This is a genomic window from Brevundimonas basaltis (assembly GCF_014202075.1).
In the GTDB taxonomy this organism is placed as follows: domain Bacteria; phylum Pseudomonadota; class Alphaproteobacteria; order Caulobacterales; family Caulobacteraceae; genus Brevundimonas; species Brevundimonas basaltis.
In genome coordinates, this window is sequence record NZ_JACHFZ010000004.1 from 57,847 (window position 1) to 78,342 (window position 20,496).

Below are 20,496 nucleotides of genomic sequence, written 5' to 3' on the forward strand. Positions count from 1 at the left end.
CGCCTACCCCCCAGGGGTGTCCTCCAGCGTCGTGCATTTGGTCAGGTTGACCGCGGCGTTGTCCCGGTTCAGCCAGGTCAGGCGCAGGCTCTGGCCGGTGACGTTCATCCGCACCCGCTCGTTCGCGACCGCCCCTTCGGCGGTGCAGGTCAGCAGGGCTTCGTAGCCATCGGCGACCTGACTGATCGAGGCCACCGCGCAGCTGTTCTCATAGCCTTCGAAACGGGTGGTGGTGATCTCGATCGGCCGCTCCGGGCCGGTCCTGTTCGGACACCAGGACACATCGGCGGCCCAGCGGCCGACGAAGTTTCGCGGCCCGGTTCCGGGAAGTCCGCCACCCGGCCCGGGCGGCTGGAGGGCGGGATCGACGGCGGCCTCTGGCGTATCGACGGGCTCGGCCGGTTCGGTCGGGGGGTTGGGTTCACCGGGGCCGCAGGCGGCGACCGCGAGGACGGCGAGCAGGCTGAGACAGGTGCGGGTCATGGGACGAAAACGCCGGGGCAGGCGGTCGGATCCCGGCTGCTCGCCTCGATCACGAATTCGCGGTCACGCTTGCATCCCTCGCCAGTATTTGCGACCCGTTCTTCTGTGTCGAGAACAAGGGGGTGTCCCGGATGACTCAGAACACCAATCCATGGGCAACGCAGATGGACCCGCTGGCGCAGGATGTCGCCGCGGTGCTCAGGCGCATGGGTGGTTCGGCGCATCAGAAGGACGTGGTCCAGTGCGTCGCGGCGATGAAGCGGCAGCGCGGCGAGACCGTCGCCCAAGACCTGGCCAACAGGGTGGTCGAAGTATTCGAGCGATACCGCGACCTGTTCTTCCGCCCGTTCGGCGAAGGTTCGCTCCGCTGGGCGTTGCAGCCGGGCGTGGCCTGACCTTTCCGGCCCGATGGTGAAAGGCCCGCGGCGATCGCCGCGGGCCTTCGTCGTTCCGGTCCTAGAAGCGGCGCACATAGCTGAGGCCGTAGGTGTCGACCTCGCCGCCCGCATCGTCGGTGAAATCGCGGCGGGTCCAGTCGGCGCGGACGCCGTTCTGGCCGTCGAAGAACCAGTTCACGCCGGCGCCATAGTTCAGGCTCTCGCCGTCCTCGGTGGTGGAGACGCCGGCCACGTCGGCCTTGATCGAGGTCGTGCCATAGCCAACGCGGCCGAACAGTTCGAAATTCTCGCTGACCGGCACGGTGCCGACGGCATAGAGAGCGGCGTCGTATTCATGTTCGACGGTTCCGCTGACGCCGCCGATGGTGATGTCCTCGTCCTTGACGCCAAACGAGGCCTCGCCCTCGACGCCAATGTAGGGCGACAGCCTGGCGCCGACCCGGCCGGTCACCCCCCCGAGGCTGTTGTCGCCGCTGTCGAGGTGGGTATAGCCGACCGAACCGGTCCACTGCGGATCGGAGAAGCTTTGAGCCATCGCCGGCGCGGCAAGAAGAGAAAGAGCAGCGGCGGAGAGAAGAACGTTACGCATTGTTTCTGTATCCTCTAGATGTGGTCACGTCTGCGGTGACCAGCCCCATCCAGCGGAGACACAAATGGGTGGACGATTGCAGCGTTCCAGAGGCGTCCGAAGACTGGTTCCGACTGTGCACAACATGGCACAGACACCGATACGCCAATCCGGACCTTATCGTGTTCTCATTCTGTCAGCTCGTTGCTTAGCGATCCTTTTCGCGATCGGTCCCGGTCCGGGCGTTCAACGCGGCCTGGGCGGCGGCGAGCCGCGCAATGGGGACGCGGTAGGGCGAGCAGCTGACGTAGTCGAGGCCGACCCGTTCGCAGAAGTCGATCGAGGCCGGGTCGCCCCCGTGTTCGCCGCATATGCCCATCTTGATGTCCCGGCGGGCCGCGCCGCCGCGTTCGGCGGCGATGCGGATCAGGTCGCCGACCCCGTCCTGATCGAGGCGAACGAACGGGTCGGTCTCGAAGATGCCCTTGTCCATATAGGCCTGCAGGAAACGACCGGAGTCGTCGCGGCTGATGCCGAAGGTCGTCTGGGTCAGGTCGTTGGTGCCGAACGAGAAGAACTCGGCGTATTCGGCCAGATCGGCGGCGCGCAGGGCCGCGCGGGGCAGTTCGATCATGGTGCCGACCAGATAGGCGATCGACTGGCCGGTCTGGGCGAAGACCTCGCGGGCGACCCGGTCGGTCAGCTCGCGCAGGTATTTCATCTCCAGACCGAGGGCGACCAGCGGGTGCATGATCTCGGGCAGGGGCGCCTGACCCGATGTCGCCTGGACCTCCAGCGCCGCCTCGAGGATGGCGCGGACCTGCATCTCATAAATCTCGGGATAGGCGACGCCGAGACGGCAGCCGCGGTGACCGAGCATCGGATTGGTCTCGTGCAGGTCCTTGGCCCGGCGCTTCAGCTTGGCGGCGTCGAGGCCCTGGGTTTCGGCGAGGGCGTCGATCTCGGCCTCGCTGTGCGGAATGAACTCGTGCAGCGGCGGGTCAAGCAGACGGACGGTGACCGGCAGGCCGGCCATGATCTCGAACAATTCGACGAAGTCCGATTTCTGGAACGGGGCGATCTTGTCCAGCGCGGCCCGGCGGCCCTTTTCGTCGTCGGCGAGGATCATCTCGCGCACCGCGGCGATACGGGCGTCGTCGAAGAACATATGCTCGGTGCGGCACAGGCCGATGCCCTCGGCTCCGAAGCCGCGCGCCGTCTTCGCGTCCAGCGGCGTCTCGGCGTTGGCCCGGACCTTGAGGCGTCGCACCTTGTCGGCCCAGCCCATCAGGGTCTGGAAGTCGCCGGTCAGCTCGGGCTCGATCATGGCCACGGCGCCGTCCAGCACCTCGCCCTTGGAGCCGTCGATGGTGATGACCTCGCCGGCCGTAAAGGTCCGGCCGCGGGCGGTGAAGGTTCCGGCCTTCTCGTCGATGTGGATCTCGCCTGCGCCGGAGACGCAGGGCCGCCCCATGCCGCGCGCGACCACGGCCGCGTGGCTGGTCATGCCGCCACGCGCCGTGACGATGCCGCGCGCCGCGTGCATACCGTGGATGTCTTCGGGGCTGGTCTCCTCGCGCACCAGAATGACCGCGTCGCCGAGCTGCGACAGGCGTTCGGCCTCGTCGGCGTCGAACACCACCTTTCCGGTCGCGGCGCCCGGCGAGGCCGGCAGGCCGGCGGCGACGACCCTGCGTTCGGCCTTCGGATCGAGCGTGGGGTGCAGCAGCTGATCCAGCGCCGACGGGTCCACCCGCGAAACCGCCTCCTCCTCGGAGATCACGCCCTCGGCGGCCAGGTCCACTGCGACCTTCAGCGCCGACCTGGCGGTGCGCTTGCCGTTGCGGGTCTGCAGCATCCACAGCCGGCCCTGCTCGACCGTGAATTCGATGTCCTGCATGTCGCGATAGTGGGTCTCGAGCTTGCCCACGACGTCCACGAACTCGGCGAACACCTCGGGCATGGCCTCTTCCATCGAGAGGGCCGTCTCGTTCATCTCCTCGCGGCCCGCCTTCGTCAGGGACTGGGGCGTGCGGATGCCGGCCACGACGTCCTCGCCCTGGGCGTTGATCAGGAACTCGCCGTACAGCCGCGCCTCGCCGGTCGACGGGTTGCGGGTGAAGGCGACGCCGGTGGCCGAGGTCTCGCCCATGTTGCCGAACACCATCGACTGGATGTTCACGGCCGTGCCCCAGCTTTCGGGGATGTCGTGCATGCGGCGATAGAATTTGGCGCGGTCGTTCATCCAGCTGTCGAAGACGGCGCCGACCGCGCCCCACAGCTGGTCGTTGGGATCCTGCGGGAAGGGCCGGCCGAGGCGCTCCTCGACCACGGCCTTGTAGTCGACGACGACCTTCTCCCAGTCGGCGGCCGACAGGTCGGTGTCGATGGTGACGCCGAGCCGGTCCTTGTGGTCGTCCAGCACGCCCTCGAAGTCGTCATGGGTCAGGCCGAGCACGACATTCGAGTACATGGTGATGAAGCGGCGATAGCTGTCGAAGGCGAAGCGCCGGTCGCCGCTGAGCGCCGCCAGCCCTTCGACGGTTTCGTCGTTGAGGCCGAGGTTGAGGACGGTGTCCATCATCCCCGGCATCGAGGCGCGGGCGCCCGAGCGGACCGAGACCAGCAATGGGTTCTTCGCATCGCCGAAGGTCTTGCCGACCACGCCCTCGACCGTCTTGAGCCCGGCGGCGACCTGGGCCTCTAGCTCGGCGGGATAGCTCTGGCCGTTGGAGAAGTAGTGGACGCAGGCCTCGGTGGTGATCGTGAACCCCGGTGGCACCGGCAGGCCCAGCGAGGACATCTCGGCCAGGTTCGCGCCCTTGCCGCCGAGAAGGTTCTTCATCGATGCGTCGCCGTCGGCGGAACCGCCGCCGAAGCCGTACACCCACTGAGTCATATGACAGCCCCTGAGCCGTGATCGGTCGCGGGGACTCGCATCCCTCGCAGTGCATGGCCACGGCTTACCGCGCGTGCGGCGGCAAGGCGAGGCCGAGGGTGTAACAAAACGTGAGCCTCCGCGAGGGTTCCGCCGCGGCGCGGACGGAGCGCCCTGTCAGCTGAAAAATTGCGAAACCCTGTCATCCCGACACTCCCGTCCATTGCCTTCATCGCAAGATGGAGCCGCGGATCGGCCCTGGCGACGACGCCGGCAGGCCGTTCCCCTTGTCCCCGTCATGAAAGCATCCGCCTGCGTCAAACGCGGTCGGATCGGGGTCGAAAGGCTGGAACTGCGATCCGGGATGGCAGGGTTCTGACCGGGAATGACCGGGATGGCAGGGTATTGGATGGCAGGCCGCCAAACCGCAGATAGCCCCGCGAGGTTAGGACCGGCACATGGGGCCATGAAGCCGGACCTCATTCCCCTCGCTGGACAGGGCCTTGTGGAGACCTTCACCCATGGCTGGCGGGTCATGTCGCGCTCAGGGATGTTCCGCGTCGAAAGCTCTCCACGCGCTGGATGAGGTCGCCGACGAACGCCGCCGCGTCCGCTTCATCGATATCGTGAACGTGCGGACGGTTGAGCCCGCGCCCGCCGGCGGTGTCGATCCGCACCGTGCAGACGCCGAGCAGTCGCTGCACCGGTCCGCGAGTCACCGAGACGGCCTGCACATTGCCATAGGGGATGGTCCAGTCGCGCCGCGTCAGCACCCCGCGCCTTACCTGAACGCTGGTCGAGGCAAGTCCGTACCGGTGACAGCGACGCCGCAGCAACGCGACCGCGAGGAAGACAGGCAGGGTCGCCAGAAGCAAGCCGGCCAGAGGGAAGAAGGCGGTCGCCGCCAGCAGGGTCACGGCGGGAGTCGCCACGAAGCCGATCACGCCGCTGACGATATGCCAGGGAGAGACCGACCGCAGCCGCGAAGGCTCGGACGGCGGCAGTCCGGCAAGGGCGATGATGGGTGCGAGCTCGTCGGGCCGGGCGAAGGGGGCCAATTCCTGGCGGCCCGAAACGTGGTCGCCACCGCCCAGGGTCTGCACCTTGAACGCGCGCCAGCCCATTCGGCCGCTGACGGCGCCGCGCTCCACCAGTCCCAGCTGGATCTGCCGCTTCGCCACAACCACCTCGGTTCTCGTAAACAGGCCGCGCCTGTAGCGAAACCGCGCCTCGGCATGGGTGAGCTCAAAGCCGAAATTGCGCAGCACGGTTCTGACGATCCCGGCCAACAATCCAAACGCAAGGGCGAAGCCGGAGAGGCCCATCACGACCGTGATGTCGAGCCTCGACTGCAACGCCTGCTCTGCGAGCCCCAGCATCTCCAGCCAACGGTCCCAACCATAACCGAGCGCCTGGTCGGCGTACTGAAGAAGGCCGAAAATGGCGGCGATCCAGACCATCGAGAAACGGAAGACTCCCGAGTAGACCAGTCGGGGAAGCTCCATGCGGAAGAGCAGCGTTTCGGCAGCCTCCTCCTCTCCGCCTTCGGCCCGGGCGACGCCGCCATGTGTTCGAATACTCCTGAGCACCTGGCGAAGCCGATGCGCCTCGGACAGACTGACGCTATCCAGCTGGCCCTCGTCGGCCTCCCCGCCGCCGGTTTCGATGCGCACCTCGGCCAGGCCGAACAACCGGGCCAGCAGGCCCTGTTTGATCGACACGTCCTGAATGCGTTCGGCCGGAATCGAGCGCCGGGTCCGCTTGATCAGACCGTGGGCGATGACCAGCTGGCCGGGAAGAATCCGGTAGGTGAAGGCGCGCCATCGCAGCCAGCTGACGAACAGCGTGACGGTGAGCAGCAGCCCCGTCCCGGCGAGCAGGAGTCCCAGGGGAAAACCTTCGCCCCGCGACCACGCCACGAAAACCGGCAACCCGAGGACAAGGGAGGGCGAGCCCTGCAACGACCGGATGAGGATGGTGCGCGGGTCGAGCCGCCGCGGCGCCCGGTCCTCACCGGCGGTCGAAACGTCGGGCGCGTTCACCAGGGCGCGTCGCTGATGCGACCGCGGATCGCGTCGCGAATGGCCTCGGCCCGCAACCGGCTGATGCCCGGCAGCACCACCAGGCTGTTCTCGGTGCCGGCGGTGTGGAGACTGAGAACCGCCACCCCCGCGCCCCGCTCGATGGGCCCCTGGCTCACGTCGATATGCTGGACGCGCGAGACCGGGACGACGGTGTGCACCCGCGTGAGCCAGCCGCGGGCGACGTGCAACTCGCTGTCGGTGAAGGCATAGCCCCACCGACGCCAGCGACGCGGAACCAGGACAATGGTCGCCAGGACGCCCAGCAGCACGACGGGTCCGGCGACGACGCCGGGCGACACGCCGGTGCGGACGTGCAGGATCGCGTCGGCCGCCGCCGCGATCGCCGAGAGGATCGTCCAGCCGATGGCGGAGCGTATGCGCAAGACCCGGAGGTAGCCGCGTTCCAGGGGTTGAAGCTGAACGAGTTCGAACGGCATGGCTGTCCTTATGCGCCCGGGCTCGTCTGTTTCTCAAGCGTCGAGCTCGGCCCATTCGGGTTCAGTCTGACCCGGGCCAAAACAAGCCTCGGTTACCCGCCCTTAACCGCGATGATTCACCACTCGATCTCCAAGCTGTGCGGGGCCGAGTAAAAATGTCCGGGTTGAAGACCGATGTCGTTCTGAGGGGCGACTGCATCGAAGTGCTGAAGGGCCTGCCCGACGCCAGCGTCGACATGGTCTTCGCCGATCCGCCCTATAATCTGCAGCTGGGCGGCGACCTGCTGCGGCCGGACAACAGCCTGGTCGACGCGGTCGACGACGACTGGGACAAGTTCGACAGCTTCGCCAGCTATGACGCCTTCACCCGCGCCTGGCTGACGGAATGCCGCCGGGTGCTGAAGCCGGAAGGTTCGATCTGGGTGATCGGCAGCTATCACAACGTGTTCCGCCTCGGCTCGGCGATCCAGGATCTGGGGTTCTGGGTGCTGAACGACATCATCTGGCGCAAGTCGAACCCCATGCCGAACTTCAAGGGCACGCGCTTCACCAACGCCCATGAGACGCTGATCTGGGCCGCGCGCAGCCGCGAGCAGAAGCGCTACACTTTCAACTACGACGCCCTGAAGGCCTTCAACGAAGACACCCAGATGCGCTCCGACTGGACCTTCGCCCTGTGCACCGGCGAGGAGCGGATCAAGGACGCCGACGGCAAGAAGGCGCATCCGACCCAGAAGCCCGAGGCCCTGCTGCACCGGGTGTTGCTGGCCGCGACCAGACCGGGCGACGTGGTCCTGGACCCGTTCTTCGGCACCGGGACGACGGGCGCGGCGGCGAAGCGGCTGGGCCGCCAATTCATCGGCATCGAGCGCGACGAAGGCTACGCCAAGGTGGCCGAGAAGCGGATCAAGGCGGTGATCCCGGCGGCGCCGGAGGACCTGGCGGTGATGGGCTCCAAGCGCGCCGAACCCAAGGTGCCGTTCGGGGCGCTGGTCGAGGCGGGTCTGCTGCGGCCGGGGGATCGGCTGTACTGTCCCAGGGGAGAGCGCGAGGCGCGCGTCCGGGCCGACGGTTCGCTGGTCTCGGGATCGCTCAGCGGGTCCATCCATAAACTGGGCGCGCTGTTCGAAAACGCCCCGGCCTGCAACGGCTGGACCTATTGGCGCTTCAAGTCGGACCAGGGCCTGCGTTCGATCGATACGCTGCGCGCCGAAGTCCGCGCCGGGATGCAGTGACGATCTGGTTGTGACCCTGTAAGCACCCAACTTTTCAGACGAAAACCAGCGTTTCTGGAACTTAGCCGGGACCGGGATGTTTTGCGGTTGGCGCCGCCTCCCGAGGCCGCCCGGAGAACGTCAGTCATGAAAATCGCCCAGGTCACGCCCCTCTACGAGGCGGTTCCGCCCAAGCTGTATGGCGGCACCGAGCGGGTCGTCGCCCACCTGACCGAGGCCCTCGTCGACCTCGGGCACGAGGTCACCCTGTTCGCCTCGGCCGACGCCGAAACCCGCGCCCGACTGGTTCCGGTTCGCGACCAGGCGATCCGGCTCGACCCAAACCCGCTGAAGTCCGATCTGGCCGCCCACATGGCGATGCTGTCGGAGGTGCTGACGCGCGTCGACGAGTTCGACGTGATCCACTTCCATACCGACATGATCCACTTCCCCTTCTTCGCCCGCCACGCGGACAAGACCCTGACGACCCTGCATGGGCGGCTGGACCTGAAGGACCTCCCGGAGGTCTACGCGCGGTGGAGCGATTTCCCGCTGGTGTCGATCTCGGACGATCAACGCCGCCCGCTGCCGCTGGCCAACTGGACCGCGACGGTGCACCACGGCATGCCCGGCGAGACCTACCGCTTCTCGCCGGCGGCCGGGGGCTATCTCGCCTTCCTCGGGCGGATATCGCCCGAGAAGCGGCCCGACCGGGCGATAGAGATCGCGACCAAGCTGAACAAGCCGCTGAAAATCGCGGCCAAGGTCGACGCCCAGGACAAGGTCTATTGGGAGACGGTGATCCGGCCGATGGTCGAGGCCAATCCGCTGGTCGAGTTCATCGGCGAAATCGGCGACCACCAGAAGTCGGCGTTTCTCGGCGGCGCGGAGGCGCTGCTGTTTCCCATCGACTGGCCCGAGCCGTTCGGCCTGGTGATGATCGAGGCGATGGCCTGCGGGACTCCTGTCGTGGCGTTCCGGTGCGGATCGACCCCGGAGATCGTCGAGGACGGCGCCACCGGCTATCTAGTCGACACGGTGGAACAGGCCGTCGCCGCCGCAGGCCGGGCGCACCGGCTGGACCGCGAGGCGATCCGGGCGCGCTTCGAGCTGCGCTTCTCGGCTACAGCCATGGCCCGCCGCTATCTGGATGTCTACGGCGATCTGCTGGCGCGCCGCCCGTTCGCGGAGGAGCCCCTCGATGAGGTGGTGACCCCGCTTCGCCCGCACGAGGACCGAAACTTCGCCAGCCCGGCGGCCTGAACCTCCGGCCAAGTTGTCCATTAGCGTACCATTGCCGTCATCAGGGGTCCGCATTCCGCCGCGACCCTGTCGGGCCAACCGCAACCGATCCGGGGTTCCGCATGGACGACGCCTATAACGTTCAGGTCACGGCCGGAGAGTCGCAGGACGTCGATGGTCTTGAACAGATGATGGCGCTGAAGGAGGCGGACACCTTCGTCGTCGCCGACATCTGGGGCGACATGAAGGGCGGGGCCGACGGCCTGTTCGACCGGGACACCCGGCTGCTGTCGCGCTTCGTGATGACGGCCGGGCTGGCGCGGCCGTCCCGGCTGAGTTCCGGAATCAGCCAGGACAACGTCTTCTTCACCGCCCACTCGACCAACCGACCGCTGCCGCCGATGGGCGGGCGGTCGGCCCCGGCCGGGGTGATCCACATCGAACGGCGGCGATTTGTGCGCGACCGGCGAATGTTCGAACGCGTCCGCATGGTCAACCACGGCGTGGAGGACGTCCTGCTGCCCGTGGCCTTCGACTTCGCGGCCGATTTCGCCGACATCTTCGAGGTGCGCGGCTCGCCCCGCGGGAAACGGGGGACGCAGGAGCCGCCGACGGCGGACGGGCGGCGGGTGACGTTCGAGTATCACGGCGTGGACGGGAAGAGCCGAAGCAGCTGCCTCGCCTTCTCGGAGCCCCCGGCCCGGCTGACCGCCTCGCGGGCCGAGTTCATGTTCAGCCTGCCCAAGGGTCGGACCTGCGACCTCTATATCGAATGCGGGGTCGGTCCCTGCGAGGCGCCGGACGAGGCCCGGTTCCGGCTGTACGCTGTGCAGGCGCGGGTGGCCATGCGGACCCGGCGCCGGCGGGGGGCCTCAATCCGGGGGCCGCGCAATCCGCGATTCAACGACTGGCTGGATCAGTCGCGGGCCGATGTGGCCCTGCTGACAACCGACCTGCCGACCGGGCCCTATCCCTATGCCGGTGTGCCGTGGTTCTCGACCCCGTTCGGGCGCGACGGGATCATCACCGCCTGGCAGATGCTGTGGCTGGACCCGAGCCTGGCCAAGGGCGTGCTGACCTATCTGGCCGCGCGGCAGGCGACGGAGTTCTCGGCTTTCCAGGACTCCGCGCCCGGGAAAATCATGCATGAGACCCGCGCCGGCGAGATGTCGGCGCTCGGGGAGGTGCCGTTCGGCCTCTACTACGGCGGGGTCGACACCACCTGTCTGTTCGTGGCCCTGGCCGGGGCCTATCTGAAGCGCACGGGCGACCTGACGACGATCCGCGCCTTGTGGCCCAATCTTCTCGCCGCCGTCGGCTGGATGAAGGACCATGGCGACATCAACGGCGACGGCCTGATCAGCTATCAGCGTGCGGCCGAAACCGGTCTGTCCAATCAGGGCTGGAAGGATTCGGAAGATTCCATATTCCACCGCGACGGCCGGTTCCCGAAGGGGCCGGTGGCGTTGCTGGAGGTGCAGGGCTACGCCTTCGCCGCCTGGGAGGCGATGGCCGACATGGCGCGTCTGATCGGCGATGAGCGGCAGGCCGAATGGGCCGCGCGGGCCGGCGACACGCGGGCCTTGGTCGAGGAGCGGTTCTGGATGGAGGACGAGCAGTTCTACGCCATCGCCCTCGACGGCGACGGGAAACAATGCCGCTCGATCGGGTCGAACGCGGGCCATCTGCTGTTCACCGGCCTGCCGTCACGGGAGCGGGCGCGCGCGGTGACGAAGCGGATGCTGGGGGCCGAGTTCCGCTCCGGCTGGGGGCTGCGGACGCTCGCGACCGGTCAGGCGCGGTTCAATCCAATGAGCTACCACAACGGTTCGGTCTGGCCGCACGACACCGCCATGGCGGCGGCGGGGATGGCGCAGTACGGCGAACGCCGGGCGGTGGCCTTGCTGCTGGGCGAGATCTACGCCGCCGCCACGCATTTCGAGATGCGCTTGCCCGAATTGTTCTGCGGCTTCGAGCGCAATCCGGGCGAACCGCCGATCGCCTATCCGGTGGCCTGCCTGCCGCAGGCCTGGGCGGCGGGCTCGGTGTTCCTGATGCTGCAGGCCGCGCTCGGGGTCCGGATCGACGCCATCGAGCGGGTGGTCGAGATCGACCGGCCCTTGCTGCCCTCGGGTATCGACCGCCTGAACCTGAACCGGCTGCGCGTCGGCGAGGGCGAGGTCGACCTGACCTTCCAGCAGATCGGCGCCGATACAGTGGTCATGCCGCGACGCAGGGACGGACCGGTCTCGGTGCGGACGCTGGGCTAGGCCAGGCCTCGCTCGAGCGCCTTGCGGAATACAGTGGGCAGGGACGCCAGCGCATCATCCACCACCGTCCAGACGAACTCGCCGCCGCCCTCGCCGGCCCGCACATCAAGCGTCAGCGCGAAGTGGGTGAAGACGTGGTCGACCGACCCCGCATCGCGCCATTCGGCGGTGGCGGGGGGCATGTGGTCGGGGTTTGCCGACCATTCGCTGGTCGGGAGGCCCAGCATGCCGCCCAGCAGGCCCTTAGCGGGACGGCGGACAAGGGCGACGCGGCCCTGGTCGTCGCGCAGGACCCAGGCGACGCCGCGGCGCCGGGGACGTTCGACTTTCGCCGCCTTCAGCGGATAGCGGTCCGGTTGGCCGGACTGAAAGCCCGCGCACCATTCGGTCAGCGGGCAGCGCTCGCACAGGGGCCTCCCCGGTCGGCAGACGGTAGCGCCGAGATCCATCAGGGCCTGGGCCCAATCGCCGGGGCGGTCGCCGGCGACGAGCGAACCGGCCAGCCGCCACAGTTCGGGTTTCGCGGCGGGCAGCGGGACCTCCACGGCGAACAGCCGGGCCATGACGCGCTCCACATTGCCGTCGACGACATTGGCGGGGCGTTCGAAGGCGATGGCGGCGACGGCGGCGGCGGTATAGGCGCCGACCCCCGGCAAGGCCAGCAGACCGGTCTCGGTGTCGGGGAAGACGCCGTCGTGCCCGTCGGCCACGGCGCGGGCGCAGGCCAGAAGGTTACGGGCGCGGGCGTAGTAGCCGAGCCCCGCCCAAGCCGCCATGACCTCGCCGTCCTCCGCCGCCGCCAGGTCGGACACGGTCGGCCAGCGCGTGGTGAAGGCGCGGAAATAGGGCGTGGCGTGCGCGGTGGTGGTCTGCTGCAGCATCACCTCGGACAGCCAGACACGGTAGGGGTCCGGGGCCGCGCCCGGGTCGGACCGCCACGCGAGCGTGCGCCTGTGATCGTCGTACCAGGCCAGCAGGGCGGCGCGGAGGTCGGCGACTTGTGCGGGGACGGCGGGCATTCCACGCGCTATAAACCGGAAATGCGCCGCCCGCTGCCCACCGACGCCGAAGCCCGCGAAATCCTGTCGCGTCGACGCACCCGCCCCGCGTCCCGCCCGGCGGCCAAGGCCGGACGGGCGCTGCAGGGGCTGATCAAGGAACTGGACGCCAGATTCGGGCGCGGGGCTTCGGCGCTGGAGCCGCGCTGGACCGAGATCGTCGGCGAGCGGCTGGCCCGGGTGACGCGGCCGCAGAAGCTGAGCAAGGGTCGCGGCGGCGCGGGCGGGACGCTGGAGTTGCGCGTCGCGGGTCCGGCCGCCCTGCTGGTCCAGCACCAGTCGGAGGAGATCCTGCAGCGCGTCAATCTGTTCCTCGGGGCCGGCAGCGTCGACAAGCTGCGCATCGCCCAGGGACCGGTGAAGCCGCCGGTCGGTCTGGCCCCGCCGGTGAGAACCGGGACCGCGCCGCGCCCCCTGCCCGCGCATCAGGAGGCCGAGTTGAAGGCCTCCGTCGCCGATGCCCCCGATCCGCTCAAGGACCCGCTGGAACGACTGGGCCGCGCCGTGATGAGCGATCCCACCAAGGGCCGCGAGCGCGCCGGCGAATAGGTCCGGCGAGGGCGGTTCCGCATCGCCGTCACATCGTCGCTTGACCTTGTTTCGATGGTTAGCTAAATAACGAGGCATGAACAAGGTCTTCAAGGCTCTGGCCGACCCCACCCGCCGCAAGGTGCTGGAGCTGCTGCGCCAGCGCGCGATGACGGCCGGCGAGCTGAGCGAGCATTTCGAGGTCTCGAAGCCGACCATGTCGGCTCATTTCGCCGTCCTGCGGGAGGCCGACCTGGTCGACGCCAGCAAACAGGGCACGACCATCACCTACCGGCTGAAGCTGTCGGTGCTCGAGGACGCGCTCCTCGGCTTCAGCCAGGCCTTCGGCTTCGGCGCCGCCGCTTCCGCCGATAAAACAGACACGCCCGGAAAGGGGACACAACCATGACCAAACGCCTTGGATGGGCCATCGCCCTCGCCGCCCTGATGCTCGGCTCCGCCTTCGCCCTTCGCTACGCGGAAGGCCAGGGCATGATCGGGGCCGACACCGCGAAACGGGGGGTGCAGGTTCTGATCGGCCTGGTGCTGGCCGGCTACGCCAATCTGATGCCCAAACGACTGGGCCCGGCCCGCGCCTCCGCCCGGGCGGAGGCCGCGGCCCAGGCGGCGGTCCGGATTGGTGGCTGGTCCCTCGCCCTGGCGGGGATCGCCTATGCCGCGCTTTGGGCCTTCGCCCCGCTGGAGATCGCCGATCTGGCGGGCATGGCGGTCGTCGCCGGCGCCATGGTGGTGACGGTCGGATACGCCGTGTGGGCCTTCGCCGCCTGCCGCAGGGCCGACGCTGCGACAACCGACCGCTAACCCACACCTCCCGCAAACCCGGCACGCGCCGGCGCGCCGCCTCTGCCTCACGAGCCGGCCTCGCGCGCCCCGGGGCATCCGCTCGCTGCACGCCACGCCGGTCGCCTGCGAAGCGCTGCTGGTGCGGCAGGACACCAACCGGGCCGACCAGGTCGAGACGCTGATGGAGGGATCGGGCACGGTCTTCATCGCTGTCGGGGCCATGCATCTGGCCGGCGACGACAGCGTTCAGGAAATCCTTCGGGCGCGAGGCGTGGCGGTCACAGAAGCGCCTTGACAGAAGGGTGGGTGCGACGGCGCGGCGCGGCTGGCGCCGTCGAACTTCTTTGGCTAGATCGGTTGTTCAGCGATAGACTGGTCCGCCAGCACCGCCACGCGCGACTCCGGGGAATCGCGCGATGCTCCCCCTCCCCGTGCCGATGAGGATTCGCCGATGAGCGCCACCACCCGTTTCGCCGCGATGAGCCGCCGGGCGGCCATCACCGCCGCCGCCCTGACCGCCATGGTCGCCCTGGCCGGCTGCAACAGCGGCGCCAGCGCGCCGGCGGAAGGCGACATGGCCATGGGCGCGCCCGAGGGAGCCAAGGTCACGGTGATCGAATACGCCTCGGTCACCTGCCACGTCTGCGAGGCCTGGCAGAAGGAGAACTGGGAGGCGTTCAAGACCGCCTATGTCGACACCAACAAGGTGCGCTACGTGTTCCGCGAAGTCCCCACCCCGCCCAGCGAGATCGCGGTGGCCGGCTTCCTCGTCGCGCGCTGCGCCGGTGAGGACAAATATTTCGACGTCGTCCATGAACTGCTCGCCAGCCGGCAGCAACTGGTCAGCGATCCCCGCGCGACCCTGTTCCGGGTCGGCAACGGCGCGGGTCTCAGCAATGAGCAGGTCCAGCAGTGCGTCACCGACGAGGCCGCCATGGCCGCCGCCGAGGATCGCGCCCAGGCCGCCCTGTCCGCCGGACACAGCAGCACCCCGACCTTCCTCGTCAACGGAACCAAGGTGATCTCGCCGGGCTCCCAGTCGGGGCCGACCATGGAAGACCTCTCCAAGGCGATCGACGCCGAGCTGGCCAAGGGCTGATCGTCCGGTGAAGCGGCTTTCGCGATTCCTGCTGACGCTTCTGATCGCGATCGCCGCGCCGGCGACGGCGCTCGCCCAGACCGTTGAGCCCGTCCGGTCGGACGACCGCACGCTCGGCGCGGCTTCGGCCCCGGTGACGCTGACGGTCTATCTGTCGACGACCTGCAGCCACTGCGCCGACTGGCATACCAACGACTTCCCGGCCATCAAGGCGCGGTGGGTCGATGCCGGCAAGGTTCGGGTGGTGTTCCGCGATCTGCCGACGCCGCCGCAAGAGGCCGCCATCGCCGGCGCCGTCATGGCGCGCTGCGCTCCGGCCGAGAAGTTCCACGTGGTGCTCGACACCCTGTTCCGCGGCCAGGGGCGACTGCACAGTCACGACGGTCCGCCGGCGCAGCAGACGGTGATCAACTGGCTCGCCGCCGGGGGCGCCGCGGGTGGCCTGACACGGGACCAGATGAACGCCTGCTTCTCGGACGAAGCCTCCTTCGTCGAGATCGAGAACCGGGCGGAACAGTCCAACGCCGACGGCGTCAACAGCACGCCCAGCTTCCTGATCAACGGCGAGCGGGTGCCTGATGCCGCGATCATGATGTCGCGCGGGGTGGACGCCTTCGAACCCCTCATCCAGCCGCTGCTCGACGGCCGGTGACCCGCTAGCAGGATGCAGTTCCAGCGCCTCCGGCTCGTCGGTTTCAAGTCCTTCGTCGATCCCGCCGAGGTGCATATCGAGCCGGGCCTGACCGGGGTGGTCGGCCCCAACGGCTGCGGCAAGTCGAACGTGCTGGAAAGCCTGCGCTGGGTCATGGGCGCCAACTCGGCCAAGGCCATGCGCGGTCAGGGCATGGAGGACGTGATCTTCGCCGGCGCCGCCAACCGCCCGCCGCGCAGCCACGCCGAGGTGTCGCTGACCATCGACAACGCCCAGCGCAAGGCGCCCCAACCCTTCACCGACAGCGCCATGATCGAGGTGTCGCGCCGCATCGACCGCGGCCAGGGCTCGACCTACCGGATCAACGGCAAGGAGGTCCGGGCCCGCGACGTCCAGCTGCTGTTCGCCGACGCCTCGACCGGCGCCAACAGCCCGGCGCTGGTCCGGCAGGGACAGATCAGCGAACTGATCGCCGCCAAGCCGCAGAACCGCCGCCGCATTCTGGAAGAGGCGGGCGGCGTGGCGGGTCTGCATACCCGGCGGCATGAGGCCGAGCTGCGGCTGAAGGCGGCGGAGACCAATCTGGAACGGTTGGACGACATCGGCCGCGAGCTGGAGACCACCCTGACCCGGCTGAAGCGTGAGGCGCGGCAGGCGGAGAAATACAAGAAGATCTCGGCCGAAATCCGCGCCCTGCAGGCGGCCCTGCTGTTCGTGCGCTGGAACGACGCCCGGGCGGCGGCGGAGGCGGCCGCCCGGGAGCTGGCCGAGGCCGACGGGGCCGTGCTGGAGGCGACCACGGCGTCGGGCCGGGCCCAGACGGCGTCGCTGAACGCCCAGGAGGCGCTGAAGCCGGCCCGGGAGGAGGATGCGGTGGCCGGCGCGCTGCTGCACCGGGCCTCGCTGGAACGCGACCGGCTGGACATGGCCGAGCAGGCGGCGCGCTCGGAGGTCGAGCGGCTGACCGCCGAAGCCGCCCGCATCGCGGGCGACATTGAGCGGGAAACCGCCATGGCCGGGGACGCCGAGGTCGAACTGACGCGGCTCGCGACCGCGGTCGAGACCTTGCAGGCCGAGATGGCCGCCGCTCCCGCGCGCGGACCGGAACTGGAGGCGGCGCTCGCGGCGGCGGAGGACGCGCGCAAGGCCGCCGACGCCGAGGTCGAGCGCGTGGCCGGGGCCGTGGCGGCGGTCGAGGCGCGGGTCTCGGCGGAGAACGCCCGCAAGCGCGACGCCGAGGCGCGGGTGGCGCGGGCCGAGGCGCAGCTGGCGGCGGCGACGTCCGAGCGCGAGGCGCTGGGCCCTCTGGAAACGCCGGAGATCGAGACCGCAAAGGCCGCGCTGAACGCGGCCCAGGGCGATCTGGCGGAGGCGCGGGCGGCGGTCGAGGCCGCCGAGGCCGATCGCGGCGACAAGGCCCGGCTCGAACAGGACGCACGGCAGGCGGCGCGCGCGGCGGAGGACCGGCTCGGCCGGTTGCAGACCGAGGCGCGCGGGCTCGCCCAGCTGCTGGTGCAAGGCAAGCGCGAGCATCCGCCCGCTCTCGACCGCGTGCAGGCGGACAAGGGCTACGAGGCGGCGCTGGCGGCGGCGCTGGGCGACGATCTCGACGCGGCGCTGGATGAACGGGCGGCGGCCTACTGGGCCGGGGCGCGGGCCCCTGCCCCGTCGTGGCCCGAGGGCGTCGAGCCGCTGGCCGGCCATGTGTCCGCGCCGGACCAGCTTGCGGCCCGGCTGGCGCTGTGCGGCGTGGCCGCCCGGAGCGAGATCGGCGATCTGGCCAGGGGGCTTCCCGTCGGGGCTCGGCTCGTCACGCGCGAGGGCGATTTGTGGCGCTGGGACGGCTTCGTCCAGCGGGCCGAGGCGCCGCGCCCGGCGGCCGTGCGGCTGGCGCAACGCACCCGGCTGGCGGAGCTGGAAGCCGACATCGATGCCGGCAAGCCGGCGCTGGAAGGGGCGCAAGCCGCGCTCAGGGCGGCGACCGAGGCCTTCCGGGCGGCCGAAGAGGCGGTGAAGCGCGCCCGGGCCGCGCCCTTCCCGCTCGACAGGGCCGTGACGGCGGCGCGCGACCGGGTCGAGGCGCTGGCCCGCGAGCAGGCGCGCAAGGAGGCGCGGGCCCAGGCGCTGGACGAAACCCTGGCGCGACTGACCACGGAGGTCGAGGCGGCCCATGAAACCTTGGCCGAGGCGCAAGGGGGCGAGGCTCCGCCCGAGACGCTGGAGGCCCTCCGCGCCGAACTGACGACGGCGCGAGCGGCGGCGGATACGGCCCGCGGCGCGGCGGCGACGGCGCGGGTCGAACGCGACGCCGAGGCGCGCGAGGTCGCGGGCCGCGAGGCGCGGCTGGAGGGCCTGACCCGGGAACGCAACGGCTGGGCCGGGCGGGCGAAGGACGCCCGGACACGGATCGGGGCGCTGGAGAAGGATGCGGAGAAGACCGCGGCCCGGCTCAAGGCGGCGGCCGACGCCCCCGAACGGCTGGCGGCCCAGCGCTCCGCCCTGCTCGACTCCCTGACCACCGCCGAAACCCGGCGCAAGTCGGCGGCCGACGCCCTGGCCCTTGCGGAGGGCCAGGCGGCCGAGGCCGACCGGACAGCCCGCGCGGCGGAGGCGACAGCCTCGTCGGCCCGGGAGGCGCGGGCCGGACTGGCGGCCCGGTCCGAAGCCGCCGCCGAGAAGCTGGCCGAGACCGAGGCCAATGTCCGCGAGACGGCGCAGATGTCGCCGGAAGAACTGGGCCAGAAGCTGCAGGACGACGCTATCGCCCGGCCGCCCGACGCCGCCGGGGCCGAGAGCCTGCTGTACGGCCTGGAGCGCGAGCGCGAGGCCCTGGGCGCGGTCAATCTGCTGGCCGAGGACGAGGCCAACGAATACGGCGACCGGCTACAGACCATGAAGGTCGAACGCTCGGACCTCACCAACGCCATCGCCAGGCTGCGCGACGGCATCGACGAGCTGAACGCCGAGGGCCGCGAGCGGCTGGTGGCGGCGTTCGACATCATCAACGACAACTTCAAGGCCCTGTTCGAGGCCCTGTTCGGCGGCGGTCAGGCCGAGTTGAAGCTGGTCGAGAGCGACGATCCGCTGGAGGCCGGACTTGAGATCTACGCCTGTCCGCCGGGCAAGCGGCTGTCGGTGATGAGTCTGATGTCGGGCGGCGAGCAGGCCCTGACGGCGGCGGCGCTGATCTTCGCCGTCTTCCTCGCCAATCCGGCCCCGGTCTGCGTCCTCGATGAGGTCGACGCCCCGCTGGACGACGCCAATGTCGATCGCTTCTGCCGGATGCTGGACGAGATGCGCAAGCGGACGGACACCCGCTTCATCGTCATCACCCACAACCCGGTGACCATGAGCCGGATGGACCGGCTCTACGGCGTGACCATGCCCGAGCGGGGCGTGTCGCAATTGGTCAGCGTGGATCTGCAGCAGGCCGAGACGTTGGTGGCGTGAGGCGGATCTAGGCCCCGCCGTCCTTCAGCCGCGCTATCTCGGTCCTTGCCGCCACCCGGAACATCATCAGGTTGGCCAGCACATGACCGCGCGTGGTCCCGTAGCCGTGATGCTCGAGGCGGTAGAGGGCCGGTTCGGCGTCGACCGTGCCAAAAGCCAGCCAGCCGTCGTCCGAGAGCCACCAGCTTTCGATGTCGTTCGGATAATCGACCCGAACGTAGACAAGCATGGCGGCGCAGTTTCGCGCCGCCATCGGGCGTTCCGGGGCCGGACAGCTGCCCTCCCGGACCCGGACGTCCCTGAGATCCGGCCAATCGATGCGGCTCTCGCGAAGGTCTTCCTCGTCCGGCAGATCGGTCCAGACTCCGCCCGCCTCGGCGACGAGTTCACGAAGTTCGGCCTCAGTGACGCCGTTCCACCACGTGCGGTTGGTCTCGCTGCCCCAGTCGATCTCCTGCGCGGCGGCGGGAGCCGACGCCAGGGCGAGGCAAACGGCTGCGAACGCCGCTGTGAGGTTGAATTTCATGGCTGGTCCCCTTCCAATCCCGGGTCAGGATCGGTCAGGGGCCGGCCCGTGTCCAGTCACGGAACCTGACGGGATGGGCGACCGAGCACTTCCGTCCGCATGAACCAGCCGAGGATAGCCGGACCCTCGATCACGTAGCGGCGGAACATGCGGCGGGGCTGGCTCAACAGGCGGTGCAGCCATTCCAGCGACAGCTGCTGGAAGATGCGCGGCGCCCGCTGCTGACGGCCGGTCAGAAAATCAACCGAGGCGCCGACGCAGAGGGCCACCCCCTGCTTCCGACCCGCAGCGGCCAGTGCATGGGCGAACCGTTCCTGTTTGGGGAAGGAGACGCAGGCCAGCAGCACGTCCCAGTCGGCGCGGGCGGCGGCGTCGACGGCGGCGATCCAGCCCGGCGTTCCCGGCGTCAGCATCGGCGCCTCTATGAAACTCAGGCGGCGGTTCGGATAGCGGGCGGCGAGATCGTCGAAGGCCGCCCGGTCGGGACCGAACACCCCGATCGTCAGCTCCTCCGCCACTGGAGAAACCAGCAGGTCGGCGGTCAGGTCGGAGCCGGGATAGACTGAAAGCCGCTTGCCCTTCAGCCGCGCCAGATGCGCGAGGATGCGGCTGTCGCAGACCTTCAGCGCCGCGCCGTCGTAGACCTCGGCCTCGACCCGGCCGTCCATCAGCTTGATGACATGGTCGACGTTGGGCGTGACGACATAGCCGTACGGCCCGCGCGCCATGGCGACCACCCCGGCCAGCAGCGCGACCCTGTCTCCGTCCGCGAAGTCGAGCGTCATGAAGCGCGTCATCGGCCGAG

General features: G+C 69.5%; 19 protein-coding genes. 11 read left to right on the forward strand and 8 right to left on the reverse strand.

The features are described 5' to 3' along the window. Window positions 1-3 precede the first annotated feature (3 nt). Window positions 4-483, reverse strand: coding sequence for a hypothetical protein (locus HNQ67_RS09955; RefSeq protein WP_183254966.1), 480 nt, complete (start codon window positions 481-483; stop codon window positions 4-6). Window positions 484-614: 131 nt separating this feature from the next. Between HNQ67_RS09955 and HNQ67_RS09960 the strand changes: the two genes are divergently transcribed. Further along, window positions 615-878, forward strand: a complete 264-nt coding sequence (locus HNQ67_RS09960; RefSeq protein ID WP_183255562.1) for a hypothetical protein — start codon at window positions 615-617, stop codon at window positions 876-878. A gap of 61 nt (window positions 879-939) precedes the next feature. Here HNQ67_RS09960 and HNQ67_RS09965 read toward each other — a convergent pair whose 3' ends face one another. The 4 genes from HNQ67_RS09965 to HNQ67_RS09980 form a co-directional block, all read right to left on the reverse strand. Next, the gene (locus HNQ67_RS09965) at window positions 940-1,470 is read right to left on the reverse strand and encodes a porin family protein (protein WP_183254968.1); all 531 of its coding nucleotides are present in this window, start codon (window positions 1,468-1,470) and stop codon (window positions 940-942) included. 187 nt (window positions 1,471-1,657) lie between these two features. Then, window positions 1,658-4,348, reverse strand: coding sequence for a pyruvate, phosphate dikinase (ppdK, locus tag HNQ67_RS09970; RefSeq protein ID WP_183254970.1), 2,691 nt, complete (start codon window positions 4,346-4,348; stop codon window positions 1,658-1,660). A gap of 512 nt (window positions 4,349-4,860) precedes the next feature. Further along, window positions 4,861-6,369 carry a PH domain-containing protein gene (locus tag HNQ67_RS09975; RefSeq protein ID WP_183254972.1) on the reverse strand — a complete coding sequence of 503 codons (1,509 nt, stop codon included), beginning with the start codon at window positions 6,367-6,369 and terminating at the stop codon, window positions 4,861-4,863. Further along, complete coding sequence (locus HNQ67_RS09980) at window positions 6,366-6,794, reverse strand: PH domain-containing protein (protein ID WP_221247844.1); 429 nt, start codon at window positions 6,792-6,794, stop codon at window positions 6,366-6,368. Before HNQ67_RS09980 ends, HNQ67_RS09975 begins: the two co-directional genes overlap by 4 nt. Window positions 6,795-7,003: 209 nt before the next feature. Here HNQ67_RS09980 and HNQ67_RS09985 point away from each other — a divergent pair, with 209 nt between their 5' ends. The 3 genes from HNQ67_RS09985 (at window position 7,004) to HNQ67_RS09995 (ending at window position 11,574) form a co-directional block, all read left to right on the forward strand. After that, window positions 7,004-8,083: a site-specific DNA-methyltransferase gene (locus HNQ67_RS09985; protein ID WP_183254975.1), complete on the forward strand. Its 1,080-nt coding sequence runs from the start codon at window positions 7,004-7,006 to the stop codon at window positions 8,081-8,083. 126 nt (window positions 8,084-8,209) lie between these two features. Next, window positions 8,210-9,325 (forward strand): glycosyltransferase family 4 protein, encoded by a 1,116-nt coding sequence (locus HNQ67_RS09990; protein ID WP_183254977.1) that lies wholly within the window; start codon window positions 8,210-8,212, stop codon window positions 9,323-9,325. Window positions 9,326-9,426: 101 nt separating this feature from the next. After that, window positions 9,427-11,574, forward strand: coding sequence for an amylo-alpha-1,6-glucosidase (locus HNQ67_RS09995; protein ID WP_183254979.1), 2,148 nt, complete (start codon window positions 9,427-9,429; stop codon window positions 11,572-11,574). On the opposite strand, the gene mutY is transcribed toward HNQ67_RS09995, so the two are convergent. After that, entirely contained in the window at window positions 11,571-12,593 is a 1,023-nt protein-coding gene (gene mutY / locus HNQ67_RS10000) for an A/G-specific adenine glycosylase (RefSeq protein WP_183254981.1), read from the reverse strand. The genes HNQ67_RS09995 and mutY overlap by 4 nt on opposite strands. Before the next feature lie 21 nt (window positions 12,594-12,614). On the opposite strand from mutY, the gene HNQ67_RS10005 reads away from it, so the two are divergent. The 7 genes from HNQ67_RS10005 (at window position 12,615) to HNQ67_RS10035 (ending at window position 19,165) form a co-directional block, all read left to right on the forward strand. After that, window positions 12,615-13,181, forward strand: a complete 567-nt coding sequence (locus tag HNQ67_RS10005) for a DUF721 domain-containing protein (RefSeq protein ID WP_183254983.1) — start codon at window positions 12,615-12,617, stop codon at window positions 13,179-13,181. Window positions 13,182-13,257: 76 nt separating this feature from the next. Further along, window positions 13,258-13,569 carry an autorepressor SdpR family transcription factor gene (locus HNQ67_RS10010; protein ID WP_183254985.1) on the forward strand — a complete coding sequence of 104 codons (312 nt, stop codon included), beginning with the start codon at window positions 13,258-13,260 and terminating at the stop codon, window positions 13,567-13,569. Continuing rightward, complete coding sequence (locus HNQ67_RS10015; protein WP_183254987.1) at window positions 13,566-13,982, forward strand: hypothetical protein; 417 nt, start codon at window positions 13,566-13,568, stop codon at window positions 13,980-13,982. The genes HNQ67_RS10010 and HNQ67_RS10015 overlap by 4 nt, the downstream gene beginning before the upstream one ends. Window positions 13,983-14,067: 85 nt before the next feature. After that, window positions 14,068-14,259, forward strand: a complete 192-nt coding sequence (locus tag HNQ67_RS13650; protein WP_343054905.1) for a TraB/GumN family protein — start codon at window positions 14,068-14,070, stop codon at window positions 14,257-14,259. A gap of 156 nt (window positions 14,260-14,415) precedes the next feature. Continuing rightward, window positions 14,416-15,063: a thioredoxin domain-containing protein gene (locus tag HNQ67_RS10025; protein ID WP_183254989.1), complete on the forward strand. Its 648-nt coding sequence runs from the start codon at window positions 14,416-14,418 to the stop codon at window positions 15,061-15,063. A 7-nt stretch (window positions 15,064-15,070) separates the two neighbouring features. After that, a complete protein-coding gene (locus HNQ67_RS10030) occupies window positions 15,071-15,715 on the forward strand; it encodes a thioredoxin domain-containing protein (protein ID WP_183254990.1) in 645 nt (214 codons plus the stop codon). A gap of 12 nt (window positions 15,716-15,727) precedes the next feature. Next, on the forward strand, window positions 15,728-19,165 hold the full coding sequence (locus tag HNQ67_RS10035; protein ID WP_183254992.1) for an AAA family ATPase: 3,438 nt from the start codon (window positions 15,728-15,730) through the stop codon (window positions 19,163-19,165). Between the two features lie 7 nt (window positions 19,166-19,172). Here the strand turns inward: HNQ67_RS10035 and HNQ67_RS10040 are convergent, their stop codons facing one another. Together HNQ67_RS10040 and HNQ67_RS10045 are read right to left on the reverse strand one after the other, a co-directional pair. Then, window positions 19,173-19,691: a hypothetical protein gene (locus HNQ67_RS10040; protein ID WP_183254994.1), complete on the reverse strand. Its 519-nt coding sequence runs from the start codon at window positions 19,689-19,691 to the stop codon at window positions 19,173-19,175. Window positions 19,692-19,747: 56 nt separating this feature from the next. Next, entirely contained in the window at window positions 19,748-20,488 is a 741-nt protein-coding gene (locus HNQ67_RS10045; protein ID WP_183254996.1) for a WecB/TagA/CpsF family glycosyltransferase, read from the reverse strand. Window positions 20,489-20,496 lie beyond the last annotated feature (8 nt).